13 protein-coding genes and 1 tRNA gene are annotated in these 16,615 nt (G+C 41.6%); 6 read left to right on the forward strand and 8 right to left on the reverse strand.

Annotated features, from left to right (window positions below; all coding sequences use genetic code 11):
* Positions 1-138: 138 nt before the first annotated feature.
* From U0R10_RS11170 to U0R10_RS11195, 6 genes are all read right to left on the reverse strand, one after another.
* Positions 139-2,844 carry a substrate-binding domain-containing protein gene (locus U0R10_RS11170; RefSeq protein ID WP_377984057.1) on the reverse strand — a complete coding sequence of 902 codons (2,706 nt, stop codon included), beginning with the start codon at positions 2,842-2,844 and terminating at the stop codon, positions 139-141.
* Positions 2,845-3,326: 482 nt separating this feature from the next.
* A complete protein-coding gene (locus tag U0R10_RS11175) occupies positions 3,327-3,788 on the reverse strand; it encodes a cupin domain-containing protein (RefSeq protein ID WP_377984058.1) in 462 nt (153 codons plus the stop codon).
* 7 nt (positions 3,789-3,795) lie between these two features.
* Positions 3,796-6,036: a xanthine dehydrogenase family protein molybdopterin-binding subunit gene (locus tag U0R10_RS11180; RefSeq protein ID WP_377984059.1), complete on the reverse strand. Its 2,241-nt coding sequence runs from the start codon at positions 6,034-6,036 to the stop codon at positions 3,796-3,798.
* Complete coding sequence (locus U0R10_RS11185; RefSeq protein ID WP_377984092.1) at positions 6,033-6,491, reverse strand: (2Fe-2S)-binding protein; 459 nt, start codon at positions 6,489-6,491, stop codon at positions 6,033-6,035. The genes U0R10_RS11180 and U0R10_RS11185 overlap by 4 nt, the downstream gene beginning before the upstream one ends.
* 49 nt (positions 6,492-6,540) lie before the next feature.
* Positions 6,541-6,990: a nuclear transport factor 2 family protein gene (locus U0R10_RS11190; RefSeq protein WP_377984060.1), complete on the reverse strand. Its 450-nt coding sequence runs from the start codon at positions 6,988-6,990 to the stop codon at positions 6,541-6,543.
* A gap of 5 nt (positions 6,991-6,995) precedes the next feature.
* Positions 6,996-7,445, reverse strand: coding sequence for a nuclear transport factor 2 family protein (locus U0R10_RS11195; RefSeq protein WP_377984061.1), 450 nt, complete (start codon positions 7,443-7,445; stop codon positions 6,996-6,998).
* Between the two features lie 150 nt (positions 7,446-7,595).
* Here U0R10_RS11195 and U0R10_RS11200 point away from each other — a divergent pair, with 150 nt between their 5' ends.
* Complete coding sequence (locus tag U0R10_RS11200; RefSeq protein ID WP_377984062.1) at positions 7,596-8,507, forward strand: helix-turn-helix domain-containing protein; 912 nt, start codon at positions 7,596-7,598, stop codon at positions 8,505-8,507.
* Positions 8,508-9,077: 570 nt separating this feature from the next.
* Here the strand turns inward: U0R10_RS11200 and U0R10_RS11205 are convergent.
* Positions 9,078-9,154: transfer RNA gene (locus U0R10_RS11205), tRNA-Asp, on the reverse strand.
* A gap of 278 nt (positions 9,155-9,432) precedes the next feature.
* On the opposite strand from U0R10_RS11205, the gene U0R10_RS11210 reads away from it, so the two are divergent.
* The 5 genes from U0R10_RS11210 to U0R10_RS11230 all read left to right on the forward strand — a co-directional run bounded on the left by U0R10_RS11210 (position 9,433) and on the right by U0R10_RS11230 (position 14,776).
* On the forward strand, positions 9,433-9,960 hold the full coding sequence (locus U0R10_RS11210; protein ID WP_377984063.1) for a DinB family protein: 528 nt from the start codon (positions 9,433-9,435) through the stop codon (positions 9,958-9,960).
* Positions 9,961-9,968: 8 nt separating this feature from the next.
* Complete coding sequence (dapF, locus tag U0R10_RS11215; RefSeq protein WP_377984065.1) at positions 9,969-10,736, forward strand: diaminopimelate epimerase; 768 nt, start codon at positions 9,969-9,971, stop codon at positions 10,734-10,736.
* 3 nt (positions 10,737-10,739) lie between these two features.
* Positions 10,740-12,476 carry a phospho-sugar mutase gene (locus U0R10_RS11220; protein ID WP_377984066.1) on the forward strand — a complete coding sequence of 579 codons (1,737 nt, stop codon included), beginning with the start codon at positions 10,740-10,742 and terminating at the stop codon, positions 12,474-12,476.
* A gap of 285 nt (positions 12,477-12,761) precedes the next feature.
* The gene (locus U0R10_RS11225; protein ID WP_377984067.1) at positions 12,762-13,577 is read left to right on the forward strand and encodes a phytanoyl-CoA dioxygenase family protein; all 816 of its coding nucleotides are present in this window, start codon (positions 12,762-12,764) and stop codon (positions 13,575-13,577) included.
* On the forward strand, positions 13,577-14,776 hold the full coding sequence (locus U0R10_RS11230; protein WP_377984068.1) for a Gfo/Idh/MocA family protein: 1,200 nt from the start codon (positions 13,577-13,579) through the stop codon (positions 14,774-14,776). Before U0R10_RS11225 ends, U0R10_RS11230 begins: the two co-directional genes overlap by 1 nt.
* Before the next feature lie 139 nt (positions 14,777-14,915).
* Here the strand turns inward: U0R10_RS11230 and U0R10_RS11235 are convergent, their stop codons facing one another.
* Complete coding sequence (locus U0R10_RS11235; RefSeq protein ID WP_377984069.1) at positions 14,916-16,508, reverse strand: peptide chain release factor 3; 1,593 nt, start codon at positions 16,506-16,508, stop codon at positions 14,916-14,918.
* Positions 16,509-16,615 lie beyond the last annotated feature (107 nt).

Raw genomic sequence — 16,615 nt, forward strand, 5'->3', positions numbered from 1 at the left:
GATATTAGAATTCTTTCAAATACTTACATTTCTGTAACAATTTGTAAGTGCTTTATTGTCAATACTTTATATTATATTTAAACAGAAATTAATTTCATAGTACAAGGATTGTAACACGAAATACCAAAATTGATACATTTAACTATTCCGCCAATCACTTGGCGTCTTATCTGTCTTCTGTTTGAAGAAGGTCGTAAAATAACTTGGCGTACTGAAGCCTAACTCGTAAGCAATCTCAGAAATGTTTTTTTCATGATCATTTAGGAGATTCTTTGCTTTTCGCAATTTATAATCAGCAATGTAATCCGCCACATTTCGGTTTGTCAAGGCTGATATTTTTCTAAATAACTGAACTCTGGACATTCCTAACTCTTGACTTAATTTCTCGACTGATAGTGAACTGTCTTGAATATTTTTTTCGATTAATGCTTCAAATTCTATTAAAAATCTTCTTTCTCCCTTCTGAACTTGATTGGGATGGATAACTTCAGTTGAGAATCTGCGTCTCATACGTTCCCGATTTTCAACCAAACCTTTCAATTTTTCCTCTAATAATTGTTGGTTGAACGGTTTTAAAATATAATCATCAGCCCCAGCTTTTGTCCCTTCAATTTGACTTTCAATTTGACTTTTAGCAGTTAATAAAATTACTGGAATATGAGAGGTTCTGAAATCAGATTTTACCCTTTGCGTCAAAGCGAAGCCATCCATACCGGGCAACATCACATCACAAATAATCATGTCAGGAATACAGGTTAAAATTTCTTGCCAGCCATCTTCTGCGTTATCGGTAGCCACTACTGTATAGCTTTTCTCTAATTTTTGGGTTAAAAATTGGTTTAAATCATGATTATCTTCAATCACGATTAGCGTATTCTCAAACGCAGGTTTTGTACTGATTTTTTCCAAGGGAGCACTATCCTCCTCAAATTCAATATTATTTTTAGAAGAAACTAGTACAGGATTATCTAACAAAAGGTGCTTTACCTCCATGATAGGAAGTACAATTCTGAAGGTGGTCCCTTTGCCTTTTTCTGAATTTATCGTGATTTCTCCCTTGTGCAAGGCAACAAACTCTTGTGAAAGAGCCAAGCCTAAACCCGTTCCTAAAGAAATATTTTTATTTCCTCTGTAAAATAAATCAAAAGCATTAGCTTTTTCTTCGGGGGTCATACCGATCCCATTATCGGCAATGTTTATTTCAATTTTATCTATATTTTTTAAAATTGACACATGAATAAAGCCCCCATCTGGGGTGTATTTAAAAGCATTAGAAATGAGATTGAATAAGACCTTATCTAATTTTTCAGGATCAAAACCGAATTGAATCTCTTTAAAAGGACTAATAAATTGAAGATCGATCTGTTTTTGTTTTGCCTTTAAATTAAAATCTTGTACTATTTCTTTGATGAAAGCAACTAAATCATTTTGCCCAATTTCTAATTCCATTTTCCCAGCATCCAACTTTCTCATCTCTAAAAATTGATCAACGAGACGTAATAGGCGATAAGCATTTTTATTGATCAATTTTAGAGTTAATTGTATTTCCTTTAAGTCGGTACTTTTTCTTTGCAACAAATCCTCAGTCGGAGTAAGGATCAGGCTCAAAGGTGTTTTGAATTCATGTGAAATATAGGAGTAAAACCTCATTTTGTCTTCTGTTGCTTTTTTTGCTAAAAGAGACACTTTTTCTATTTCATTTTTTTGTTCGAGAATTGCCAAATTCTGCTCTTCTAAAATTCGATTAGACTGCTGTTTTTCATTTAAAAGAAAATATAGAAAAACCCCTAAAACAACCATAACCGTAAGCAAAGCAGTTATAAAATATAAAAGGTTTCCTTGGGTTGAGTAGGTTTTATTCAAATCATTAATTTTTAATGTTTCCCGCTCAATTTCAACTTGTTGTTCTTTTATTTTCTGGATTTGGGATAACATAATATTGACATTATCCGATGTTATCACATTTGTCAAAAGCTTCGTTTCTTTATTATAGGCCTGTTTATTTAGAATTTTAACAGCGGTTTGGATTACCTCAGCGCCACCCGTAGGATACAATAAAGTGGCATTTAATGTGCCATTTTTAACCAATTGCATACCATTTATCACCGGAATTGCATCGATACCAACAAAGAATAAGTCTTTTGCTTTCCCTAATTTTTGGGCCGTCCGATAGGCAGATAATGCTAAAAAATCAGTGTGCGCGAAAATAATATTCGTTTCAGGGTGATTTTTTAATGTACCTGCTAATTTCTTATTTATATCTAATTCGATATTTTTGACTTCGAGAGTCGCCACTTTATTCAGTTCGGGATAAAGGTTAATAGCCTCATTAAATCCACGATTTCTTTCGATGGCAGGTGAAGAGGTCATTTCCAATTCTAATTCAATGACATTACCTCGACCTTTAAACTGACTAGCGATAAACTTGCCTGCCGTTTTTCCTATTTCATAGTTATCTGCTCCAATGAAGGCAGAATATTGTTCGGAATTAGTTTTTCGATCAACATAAATTACGGGAATCCCCGACTTATATATTTCATCGATAGCAGTGGAAAAGGACTTGGATTCGTTGGGAGAAATAATTAATAAGTCAATTTTTTGCTTATCAATTTCCTTAATCTGTTCTAATTGCTTTTTAGTATCACTATACGATTCAATGATTTCAAACTTAATATCTGGATGAAATGCCAACTCCCTTCTCATTTCACTATTCATCACATTTCGCCAATCATCGTGGCAGCATTGTAAAAAAACAATACGGTATTTGTATTCTTTTTTGAAGGAACATGAATTAGCAAGCAGAATAATAAAAGCTAAAAGAAGCGAATTAATAAAAGTCTTCATTCAATAAAGTTGGGGAATCCTTCCTAAATATACTTATGAAAAATAGACAAATACTATGAATAATGTTACAAAGTATGTTTAATCAGGAGACTTAGTGAAGGAATATTTACTTTAAATAAAAATAGAATTTATTTATAGCACCCCATTTAGCACCGGGCATAAAAAAAGTCCCTGAATATCAGAGACTTAAATTGTAGTTGGCGGTCCGGACGGTGGGAATGAAACAAATCTGACTGAACTCAAATCGGACTAAAACGTCAAAATATAATAGTATAAGTATTATATTGGTTAATCTGATTGTATCAAAATTGTATCAAATAAGGTCGTTCTGCTTCGGTTTTAGCACCGCCCCTATACTTCCAAAAAATATAAGTCCATTCTGGTTGATTAGGTTTTAAAAGAATTAATCACCCTTTTAATTGTAAGAAGTCTATAACCTCTTTTTGATTACTGCTCCTCTTAATAAGTAATATGTTCAACCATTATTTTTCGTACAACTCTTCCTCTATAACAGGATTCAGCCACACAGTAGATTCTTTTTTTGAAATACCATTCATCATGACACCTTGAATAAATTGTTTATTTAAAGAACCATGAGAATGAATGACACCAGGAAGAATTTCTACTAAATCCCCCTTTTTTAGTTGAATCATTGGCTTACCCTTTTCTTTAAAATATCCTTCTCCATCCACTCCAAAAATAATTTGTTTGCCAGTATGTTTATGCCAATTGCTTCGAGCTTTAGGTTCAAATAAAACCCTAGAAGCAAGGAAGTCACTTTCCGAATCGTTAACGAAATATTCTACCCAAACATCGCCAAAGAACCTTTCAGAGGGACCTTTTGACCAATTACCTTGCAAAGGTTTTTCTAAACTTTGAGCGGTAGTTTGAAATGATACTAAAATTGAAATCACCAAATGAATTATAATAACGACATTTTTCATATATCATCTACCCATTTAAATGTGGCTGAAAAGGCTGTTGGTAAAAACGCTTCCCCGTCGCCTGATACAATGCATTCGCCATCGCCCCAAAAATCGGAGGGAATGGAGGCTCTCCTAATCCTGTCGGATCAATTTCGTTTTTCACAAAATGCACTTCGATATTCTTCGGTGCCTCATTGTGACGAATCATGCGGTAGGTATCAAAATTACGTTGATCGGTGCGACCGTCTGTTAAAGTTAATTGACCAAACAAGGCATTTCCTATCCCGTCAATCGCCGCACCCTCGGCCATGTTTTTCGCCCCTTCCGGATTCACAACTACACCGCAATCCAAGGCTGTCGTTACTTGGTCAACCGTCACTTGGTCGCCTTTCACCTGTAAATCGATGACCTGTGCTGCATAGGAATTGTGGCAGAAATACGCTGAAACACCGCGTTTTTTACCCGCGTTTTCCTGTTTTCCCCAGCCTGATTTTTCGCGCACTAATTCCAACACGCCCATATAGCGGCTCGCATCGTAATCGTTGGTTTTGCCTACCGGGTTATCTTTAGCCCGCTGCAATAATTCCAAACGGAACACAATCGGATCCTTACCCATGTACTCCGAAATCTCATCCAAGAATGACTGTTCCGCCGCCGCGTTAAAGTTCGAACGAGGGGCACGGAAAGCGCCAATCGTAATGTTCGATGGAATCACAAAACTCTCCGCTAGGTAATTGTCAATCGCACCTGCCGGAAAACGATTCGCATGTAAAGGGGATTCAGGAACGCCACCACCTTTGGCATGAAAAGCAATCAGCTTCTTGTTTTCATCGAAAGCGGCGCGGTAGGTCAACTGGTAGGACGGACGGTAAATACCCGCACTCACATCATCCTCCCGCGAGTAAATTAATTTAACGGGTGCATTCGCTTGCTTAGAAATCAAGGCCGCCTCGATCATGTAGTGACCATACGCTCGCCGACCGAAACCGCCGCCCATACGCACTAATTCAATCGATATATTTTCTTTAGGGATACCTAAACGAGCCACGATCGATGGCATAATCCAATCGGGGATTTGGATAGGCGCAACGAAACGAACTTTGTCGCCCACATAATGCGCAAACGTATTCGTCGGTTCCATGATATTATGCGCCAAAAAAGGTGCGGTATAAGTCCGCTCAATCACGTGTTTCGCCTCCGCAAAAGCCTTATCTGGATCTCCATCTTTTCGCTCGATGACCCCCGGCTTTTTGCTCATTTCGAGCATTTGAGCATAATGTTTTGTCGTACTTTCTAGGCCCGATGGAACAGTCGTTTCACGATTATTCACGCCCATCTCTTTTCTTTCTGGCGCCACTTCCCACACGGCTTTGATTTTCTTTCGTGCGTTCATCACATCCCAAGTAGACTTACCCACGACGGCAATCACCTCGTTGAACGAACGCGTATCAAAACCCGCAAATTTATGGTCGTCTTTAAACACTTGGATCGGGAAAATATCCACGATTCCCGGCATCTTCTTCGCTGCGGTTGCATCGAACGATTTCAGTCGCATACCAAAAGCCGGGGGACGTTCGGTCATCGCAATTAACATCCCCGCCTCGCGGTAGTCCATCCCGAACAAGGGTTTTCCTTGTGCAATTTTGGGTGCTACTACATTCTTTTGTGGGGTACCGATTAAGCAGAACGATTGATTTCCTTTCAAGACGATGTCTTTGGGCACGGGTAATTTCGCAGCTGCCGTGGCAAAAGTGCCGTAGGTTTCAGACTTACCACTGAACGCATGCGTGACCATTCCGTTAGCGGTGGTCAATTCTGTTACTGGCAAATTCCATGCCTGGCTGGCCGCCGTCAAAATCATCTGACGCGCTGCTGAACCTACTGTCCGCAATTGCTTCCAAGCCATGCGAATACCTTGGCTACCTCCGGTGAATTGGCGCGGGAAAGCTTTTGGGTCGTAATTACCTTGTTCCACTTCCACTTGCTTCCAATCCACGTCTAATTCCTCTGCAATTAACATCGGTAAAGAGGTCATCACATTTTGGCCAAACTCTGGATTAGGAGAGAATATTTTGATCGAATTATCTGACGCAATTTTGATGAAACTAGTCACCTCTTGCCATACGGGTTCGATATTTAATTCCGCTAAGCTATCTTCTGGTTTCGCACTTGCGAACCAAGAAATACCTAACATCATGCCTCCCCCGGAGAGCGACGTTACTTTCAAGAACGAGCGTCTGCTGTAAGTTGAGTCTGTCTTTTTCATGATTTCGCAGCGGCTAGTTGAATGGCTTTTTTGATACGCGTATAGGTTCCACAACGGCAAATATTGCCCGTCATGAAGTTTTCAATATCTTCTTCCGTTGGATTAGGTGTGTTTTTCAAGAGAGCCGCGGCGCTCATGATTTGGCCAGACTGACAATAACCGCATTGCGCGACGTCCACATCCACCCACGCTTTTTGAACGGGGTGATCGCCTTTCGCTGACAAACCTTCGATAGTGGTGATTTCCATACCCGCTAAAGCCGAAATGGGCAATTGGCAGGAGCGAACAGCGTCGCCATTTAAGTGTACTGTGCAAGCGCCGCAAGAGCCGACACCGCAACCGTATTTCGTACCTTCCATGCCTAGGATGTCACGTAGCACCCACAAAAGGGGCATATTTTCATCCGCCTCTACCTGGTGGACTTTCTTGTTAATCTTAACGGAATATTTCTTGATCATAGTCGTGGTGAATTAGCAGGTTTGTGGTAAAGATATTCAATTTATCTTAGTGTTTAATCTGGTGCGTATCACGCACGCTGCTGAAGGTCAATGCAAGCAACTTCCAATCCTTGCCTTGTTTTTGATAAACCTCTGTAACCGTGAATTCAGTAACCGCCACTTGTTCCCGGACGATAGCATCTAATGTAATTCGATTCCAAACGATCGCTGTATTCCCTACAATCTCTATCGCAGTATCTTTCACTGTCGCTTTTTTATACCAAATGCGCCCCGTTTTAATGATGTCCAATTCTTCGTCTTTCTTCCATGTTCCGCTCATGTGAACGAATTTGGCTTTGGGATCGAACAGTTTTTCTAGTTTATCGACGTCCTTGTCTGACATCCATTGCCACTTGTCCATCGACAATTGGATCAATTCTTTTTCTGCAGCAGTCTGCGCAAAGGAAGATGAAATAGAAACGAGCAAGATGCTCAATAAAAATACTAGCTTTTTCATGTGTTTTATTGTTTTAATTTAACCGGTCGAGATAAATGAGAAAATGTTAATTGGGCCATTTTCCATGTATTATTATCCAATACATATACTTCAGTTACCATAAATGGATTCGTAACCACGTTGCCACCTACCTGCGCGACTAAATCGATATCGCTTAATAAAATGGCGGTATTCCGGTAGAATTTCACATTAGTAGAATAGACCTCTGCTTGTTTATACCAAATAAAACCGGCTTTGATGATATCCACTTCGCGCGCTTTCCCCCAAGTTCCTCCCATGTGCACAAACTCGCACTTTTCATCAAACAAATCCGCCAACTTATCGGCATCTTTGTTGGCCATCCACTGCCACTTATCTTTCGATAATTGTTTGATCGTTTCGTCCGAATTTGTTTGCGCGAAAGCATTGGTGAGTATCAAGAGCATAATACTCAAGAATAATGCGAATGATTTCATAGATTTATTGTTTAAGCTACAAATTTCAAACTTCCTTCGAACAACCAAGTAGATAAATTCCGGGATTTTCTACCATTTTTACGGATTGAGAATATTCGAAGTTTACATCTTTTCGATAATTGGTAAATTCGATCATTCTATTCAATTCCTATGGAAAAAAACTTACTCATTAATAATATTGCAGAATTCAACCACAATAACAATCATAAGACTCTTCATCCCCTAGTGTCTGTTTTGGACTATTCCAAAGCAAACCTCCGTGATTGGGGCGATGCAGATACCATTCGATTTCAATATGGTCTATATAGCGTTATATTAAAGGATGTCCAATGTGGCGACATTCGGTACGGCCGACATACCTATGATTACCAAGCCGGTACTTTAGTTTTTTTCGCTCCGGGTCAGGTGGCAGAAATCCAAAATACAAAGATTCCCTACCAACCCATGGGCCATGGATTAATCTTTCACCCCGACTTGCTGATAGGGACAAGTTTGGGTCGAAATATGTCCCAGTATAAATTCTTCAATTACGAATCCCACGAGGCATTACACTTATCCGATGATGAGCGCCAAATGATATTGGACTGTTTTGCCAAAATCGAATTCGAGCTCAAGCAACCCATTGATAAGCATTCGAAGAAGTTGATTGTCTCAAACATCGAATTGTTTTTAGGTTATTGCCAAAGGTTCTACGACCGCCAATTCATCACGCGGGAACATGTGAACAAGGGTATTTTGGAACGATTCGAAACCTTAATGAACAACTATTTTGAATCTGATCAAGCCCAAGTTTACGGCATCCCATCCGTTAGTTATTTCGCGAATGCCCTGCATTTGTCGGCTAATTACTTTGGAGATTTGGTCAAAAGAGAAACCGGTATAACGGCCAAGGACTACATACAAAACAAGACCATCGACGTGGCAAAAAACCGTGTATTTGAATCCGAAAAAACGATCAATGAAATTGCGTTTGAAATGGGCTTCAAATATCCACAACATTTCACGCGCCTGTTCAAACAACGCGTGGGTCAAACGCCCAATGAGTTTAGGTCATTGAATTAATTCTTAATACCTCATTTTACATTCTCCAATAAGGGATTCTGCTTTGATAACTACAGTTTAATGAGAAATTCAAATTAGGAAACCATATTCACAACAATTGTTAGATCGAGTGGGTAAATAGTTTATACTACATTAAATAAACTATCTTATAACTACCTTCATTCTCAAATTCCAGCATTCAATTATGAAACATACCTAATATCGAGATAAGATACATTAGGTCTTTCGGTGATCTTTCAATAATTCTATTTTCATTGGGGTCAAGATGAAAATATTCTTGCTGCCTAAACATCATACCATTGATGTAAATTAGAGTTAAATGATTTACATCGTTTTATTTTAAATGAAGTTCGATCTTTGGCAGGTTCAAACAAGGGTATCAAATTAGCTCTATGTTAATCAAATGATGTTTGTTTGTGTTAGTGGTGATAGGTTCGATAGAGTTATCAAATCTATTAACTTCTACATTATTTTATACTTCTAGTGATTTTGTTGAAATCCCATTTGTAGCACCCCATTTAGCACCGGGCATAAAAAAAGTCCCTGAAAATCAGAGACTTAATTTATAGTTGGCGGTCCGGACGGGACTCGAACCCGCGACCCCATGCGTGACAGGCATGTATTCTAACCAACTGAACTACCGGACCGTTTGGCATTTGGTGGCACAAAATTAGGAAAATTCTACTTGGATGCAATAGGTCTACTAAAAAAATAGTAAAAATATAGGCTTAAATTGAGCTAATTGCTTTATCCAATTGAAAATCACGGCTTTGCAAGATTACCAAATGAATGGTTACAGATCTAAAAAAAAATCAGTTACTCAATATTCTTTATCATTTAATCAAATCAAAAATTCCCTTTTCCCCCCTACCTTTGGCAAACCTTGGAGGATTGCCAAAGGTAAGTGAATAAAATAACTCGAGAAATGCATTTTCCTGCCACCTACGAATACCCGAATGCTCCATACTTTGCAGAATACTTGAATTTTCCCGCTGAGGCAAATCTCTTCGAAGTCTACGAAACGCAAACGGCTGAAATTCTCCATATCTACAACAAACTCAGCGAGCAAGATGGCAAGTATGCCTATGCCGAAGGAAAATGGAGTCTGAAAGAACTCCTCGGGCACATGGTCGACTCGGAGAGAATATTTACCTATCGGGCCTTGGCTATTTCCCGTGGAGAAATGCAATCCCTACCCGGTTTTGACGAGAATGAATACATGCAATATGCCGGTTTTGAAAACCAGACCTTGGCAGAAGTTATAGTACAATACCGCACCACACGAGCCGCAACCATAGCACTCGTTCAGTCCTTTACGCTTACGCAAGGGAATGCGATTGGGCTTGCCAATGGTCATAAAATCAGTGCCCGCGCATTAGCCTGGATGATCGCCGGACATGAAAAACATCATTATAACATAATTCAAGCAAGGTACTTGCCACATTTTTCTTAATTTTGACCATGCATTTTTATAAATACCAAGGAACCGGGAACGATTTCATCATCATCGATGACCGAAGCCAAACGTTTCAACTCGACACCACAGCAATTGCCCAGCTGTGCCACCGCCGTTTTGGTATTGGCGCTGACGGACTCATGTTGTTGCAAAATGAAACTGGCTACGACTTCCGTATGGTATATTTCAATGCAGATGGTACCGAAGGAACCATGTGTGGAAATGGCGGTAGATGTTTAGTTCGATTCGCAGCTGATCAAGGCATCGTAACAGATAAAGCACATTTTATCGCAATTGACGGTCCACATGTAGCACAAATATCAACAGATAAAATTGCGCTGCAGATGCAAGATGTGGCGAATATCGCCCAGCATGACGATGACTATTTTACCAATACCGGTTCGCCGCATGTGGTACGTTACGTCCAACAAGTACAATTCACGGATGTGAAGAACATCGGTGCCGCAATACGTTATTCGGAGGCTTATCTAGGCCAAAACGGAACGAATGTGAATTTCGCTGAGAAATTAGATCCCCAAACCCTCTTCGTTCGGACCTATGAACGTGGCGTGGAAGACGAAACCTACTCGTGCGGAACGGGCGTGACAGCAGCTGCTTTAGTTTCAAACGCCACCAAAGGCATGAGCAGCCCCATTCAAATCAAGACTTTAGGCGGCGAATTAGCCGTGCAATTCGAAGGTAATAGCACCGACGGATTTACTCAAATATTTTTAATTGGCCCAGCCAAACACGTTTTTACCGGAGAAATTTAGGATATGACATTTGACGCAACGACCCAAGCAAACATCGACCAATGGCTAAACGGCCCGTACGACGCCGAAACGAAAGCACAAATCCAAGCGATGGTCGCAGCCGGCGAACAGACCGCTTTGACGGATTCCTTCTACAAATCCCTGGAATTTGGGACGGGCGGGATGCGCGGCGAAATGGGCGTAGGTTGCAACCGCATGAACCAATACACCGTGGGTGCAGCGACGCAAGGTTTTGCAAATTACCTGAACAAATGTCTCCCAGGTCAAAAAATCAAAGTAGCCATCGCCCACGATTCCCGCAATAATTCCCCGGAATTCACGCGCATCGCAGCAAATATCTTCACGGCAAATGGCATTGAGGTTTACCTATTCCCTGCCTTACGCCCTACACCACAGTTATCGTTTACGGTACGCGAGTTGGGCTGCCAAGCTGGCCTAGTCATTACCGCATCTCATAACCCAAAGGAATATAATGGCTACAAAGCGTATTGGGCAGATGGCTCGCAGGTTGTAGCTCCGCATGACAAGAACATCGTGGCAGAAGTGAATGCCATTTCAACGGTTGCCGATATCAAATTTGAGGGCAATGATTCCCTCTTACACCTATTAGACGAGTCAAACGACACGGCCTATTTAAAAACCATCCAAGCGAATTGTCGGAAGCCAGACGTCATTCAGCGTCAAAAAGACCTCAAAATTGTCTTCTCTCCCATTCATGGAACGGGGATTACCCTAGTACCAAAAGCATTAGAACTTTTAGGTTTTGAGGCGGTAACGGTTGTGGAAGAGCAAGCGATACCCAATGGAAATTTCCCAACCGTCGTATATCCTAATCCGGAGGAAAAAGAAGCGATGACTTTGGCCTTGAATAAAGCTAAAGCTATCGATGCGGATTTGGTGATTGCGACAGATCCCGATGCGGATCGCGTGGGAGCTGCGGTGAAGAACCAACACGGCGAATGGGTACTGTTGAACGGTAACCAAATGGCCAGCTTGATCCTCTATTATCTATTAAAAGTGACGGATTTGAAAGGCAATGAATTTGTTGCCAAAACGATTGTAACCACCGATTTGATTGATAAAATGTGTGCGTCCAAAGGCGTCACATGCTATAATACCTTGACCGGATTTAAGTACATCGCACAAGTAATACGTGAGTTGGAAGGCAAAGAAAAGTTCATCGGCGGTGGCGAGGAGTCCTACGGCTACTTAATTGGCGATGCAGTCCGCGACAAAGATGCGGTTGCCTCGTGTGCCATGATCGCTGAATTAACGGCTTATGCCAAAGATCAAGGTAAATCGCTGTTCGACTTCCTGGCTGAAATGTACATCGAGAACAATTTCTATTATGAAGGCTTGATCTCATTGACCAAAAAAGGCAAAGCTGGCGCTGAGGAAATCAAGCAAATGATGATCAATTTGCGTTCGAACGTTCCTGCGTCTGTGGCTGGCTCTAAACCAGTAACGGTTCTCGATTACGAAGGGCTTGTTTCGACAGACCTTATCACCGGAAAGCAAACACCAATTGCTGTTGGCCGCGGCATCGAAGCCTCCAACGTGATCCAATTAATCCTAGCCGATGGATCAAAAGTCTCCGCACGTCCATCGGGCACGGAACCGAAAATTAAGTTCTATGTTTCGGTGAACGCGCCATTAGCATCAGCAGCTGATTTCGATATGACTTTCGCCAACTTACAAGAGAAGGTTGGGGTGATTCAGAAGGACTTAGGGTTAGTGTAAGCTCTTTGGCAAACCTTTCAGGATTGCCAAAGTTTGAGATGCGTAGCATCGATTCATATAAGTCACATGTACACAAACGAAATACTCGGCGCGAAAAGCGCCTCAAACTTTGGCAAAGCATCAAGCTTTGCCAAAGTTCTTACTCACCACCATATACGAGAATGAATAGCGAATTTATTTGGCAATGCGACAAGCTTTATTGAATGTTTACCACGCCAACAAACACCTCAAAAGAATACAAGCTATCAAAATAATCCATAAATTCAGCCAACAAAACCTATCCCTATGTTGACTGAATCTCAATTACTTGCTTATAAGCAAGATGGATTTATCCAGGTCGCCAACTTTTTTTCAAAGGACGAAATTGATTTATTATTTCAAGTAGCCACGGATGAATCCGTTGTTAATCACGCCTTTGACCTAAATGACCAATCAGGAAAAAAGACTAAACTCACGCTTTGGTTTACCGCGGGAGATGATTCTTTTGGATTGATGTCGCGCTGTAAACGGATGGTCACTTCCGTTCAAGGTATTTTAGGCGAAGGTGACGTTTGCCATTTCCATTCTAAAGTCATGCAGAAAGAACCGCGGGTAGGCGGTGCCTGGGAATGGCATCAGGATTATGGCTATTGGTATAAAAACGGATTCCTTTATCCTGAATCCATGGTTTCCGTGATGATTGCCTTAACGGATGCAACCGTCGAAAACGGTTGCCTGCAAGTACTCAAAGGGACACATCACATGCAACGGATCGAACATCACTTTGCGGGGGAACAACAAGGTGCCGACCAAGCATTCGTCGATGAAGCTGCCAAAGTTTCCGAACTTGTTTATTGCGAATTGAAAGCAGGGGATGTACTTTTTTTCCATCCTAATTTACTGCATCGCTCGGAGGCCAACTTATCCGATACGGCCCGTTGGTCCGTTATTTCAGCCTATAATTTAGCATCCAACATACCCTTTCGAGAAAAGAATCTTTCCTGCATAACGCCCATTTCAATGGTTCCGGATGAGGCAATTTTGGCGAGTGGAAAAAAGGCCGTTTTAGGGGCTGATTTCCTTGCCAAAGAAGAAGAAATTACACTAAACATCGACAAATAATGGCCAAAATATGTATTCTAGGAGGCGGGTTTATCGGCAGATTTTATGCTGAATCTCTGTGCGGTCGGCGCAGTAAAGACAGCGTCACCGTCGTTTATTCACGTAAAGAGGCGACCGCCTTACGCTTTGCGAAGGACTATAATGTCCCGCATTATTGCACTGAAATGGAAGATGCCATCGCCCATGCTGAATCCGAATTCGTTGTCATTGCCTTACCAAACTACTTACACGAAGAGGCAGTCATGCTTTGCGTGAAGCACAAAAAGGCTGTATTGTGTACCAAACCACTGGGACGAACCGCTGAAGAAGCCCTTCGCATGACCTTAGCTTGTGAAAAAGCCGGCATCTTTGCAGGGTATTTAGAGGACTTATGCTACACACCTAAATTTCTAAAATCAGTCAAAAGTGTGGAAGATGGCGCCATTGGACGGATTCTTTGGGCCAAATCCCGGGAGACACATCCAGGCCCACATGCCGAATGGTTTTGGGACATTGAAAAAGCAGGTGGTGGCGCCGTGCTCGATTTGGGATGTCACTGCATTGAAATTGCTCGGAATTTTATTGGCAAAGATGTCCTGCCTGTCGAAGTGATGTGTTGGGCAGATACCCAAGTAAAACCGATCGACGCTGAAGATCATGCCATCGGTTTAGTCAAATATGAAAATGGTGCGATAGGTCAATTTGAGGTATCCTGGACCTTCCGTGGTGGGATGGATTTACGCGACGAAGTGATGGGAACCGAAGGAACGATTTGGGTTAATTCATTTTTACGTACCGGTTTTGAGATGTTTACCAGTGGAAATTCGGCCAATTATGTGGCGGAAAAAGCTGAAACAAATGTGGGTTGGCAATTCCCCGTGGGCGATGAGGCGCATGAATTAGGCTACCCTACGATGTTCAATGATATGTTTGATGCTTATGAAAATGGCACCCAACCGCGTGAAACATTTTACGATGGTTATGTCGTAAATGCGATTATTGACGCAGCCTATAAATCGGCAAGAACAAAACTTTGGGAACCTGTTCAACTACCCGAATGGCGCGGAAAAAGAGGACTATCTAAACCATCTGTGTATCAATCTTACGATGAAAAACATTGGCTCATCAAAGAAGAGATTCTGCCAAACGGTGACAAAAAAATCATCTTAAAGGATAAGGAGAGTGGTGCAATTTCAGAGATAAATCAGTTGGCGGGATGATGTTTCACATCAAATCCCTAGGCTGAAGCCTAGGGTTACTAATAACCCCAGACTTTAGTCTGGGGAATCGGCGCGAAAAGCGCCTCAAACTTTGGCAAAGCTTGAAGCTTTGCCAAAGAAAAAACAAAGTCCAAAGGGATTATGCCAACTTAAACTCACTCGTAAAGTGGAATTCAATCTCGGGGTTATTCGTTTGGTTCATGCGCAAAATCCAGTCGGATTCCGCTAAGAACACGTAGTTACCGTCTTTGTCTTGCGCGATGTTTTGACCTTTCAAACGCACGAATTCTTGTAGTTTTTTCGGGTCTTCGGATGTAATCCAACATGCTTTGGTGACCGACATCCCATCGAAGCGACATTTGGCACCGTACTCATGCTCCAAACGGTACTGAATTACTTCATACTGAAGATCTCCTACCGTTCCTACGATCTTACGATTTCCCAATTGAGGTTGGGTAAACAATTGAGCTACACCTTCATCGGTGAGCTGATCAATCCCCTTTTCCAATTGCTTGGATTTCATCGGATCTAAGTTGATGAGTTCCTTAAAAATCTCTGGCGAAAAGCTCGGAATTCCTTGGTAATTCATCACCTCCCCTTCGGTCAACGTATCGCCAATTTTAAACGTACCCGTATCGTACAAACCAATTACATCGCCTGGGAATCCTTCCTCCACAACCTCTTTGTCTTGGGCCATGAAATTATATGGATTCGCAAAGCGCACATTCTTCTTTAAACGAATATGTTGGTAAAACGTATTGCGATGAAAAACACCCGAACAAATACGTAAAAACGCAATCCGGTCACGGTGCTTGGGATCTAAATTGGCGTGAATCTTAAATACAAAACCTGTAAACTTCTTCTCATTGGGTTCCACCAAACGAACATCCGTTCCACGCGCTTGGGTCGAAGGGGCGATTTTGGTGAACGTATCCAACAATTCTTGTATACCAAAATTATTGACCGCCGAGCCAAAAAACACCGGCGCCAACTCCCCACTTAAATATTCTTCTCGATCAAAAGTTTCGTAAACTCCTTCAATCAAATCTACGTCTTCACGCAGCTGATTCGCATCACGTTCACCCACACGCGCATCCAATTCAGGCGTTGCGATATCTACGGACACAACATTCTTTTCAATCTTCGTTTTATTCGCCGAGAACAAGTTTAAGGAGCGGTCCAATAAATGATAAACACCTTTAAAGTTTTGACCCATGTTGATGGGCCAAGTCAATGGACGCACAGAGATTTTCAATTTTTGCTCTAATTCATCTAGTAAGTCAAAAGGATTTTGACCCTCCCGGTCCATTTTATTGATGAATATAATCACCGGCGTCTTGCGCATGCGACATACCTCCATCAATCGTTCGGTTTGTTCCTCGACACCCTTGACACAGTCAATCACTAAGATCACTGAATCCACGGCCGTTAACGTCCGATAGGTGTCTTCCGCAAAGTCCTTGTGACCGGGTGTATCCAGGATGTTGATTTTGACATCATTGTACTCAAAAGTCATCACGGATGTCGCCACCGAGATACCTCTTTGGCGCTCAATTTCCATAAAGTCGGACGTTGCCCCCTTCTTAATCTTATTCGATTTCACCGCCCCTGCCGTCTGAATAGCTCCTCCAAAAAGTAGCAATTTTTCCGTTAGGGTTGTTTTTCCCGCATCGGGGTGAGAGATAATACCAAAGGTCCGTCGTTTGGCAATTTCCGCGTCAATCTTTTGCATAATGATAAATCAAGGTGCAAAAATACGCCAAAAATAGCTCTTTGGCAAACCTTTATCTCTTTGGCAAAGCTTAGCGCTTTGCCAAAGAGGCTTCGCGCTTCAAAAAT

Source organism: Aquirufa avitistagni (genome assembly GCF_042715545.1).
GTDB classification, from domain to species: domain Bacteria; phylum Bacteroidota; class Bacteroidia; order Cytophagales; family Spirosomataceae; genus Aquirufa; species Aquirufa avitistagni.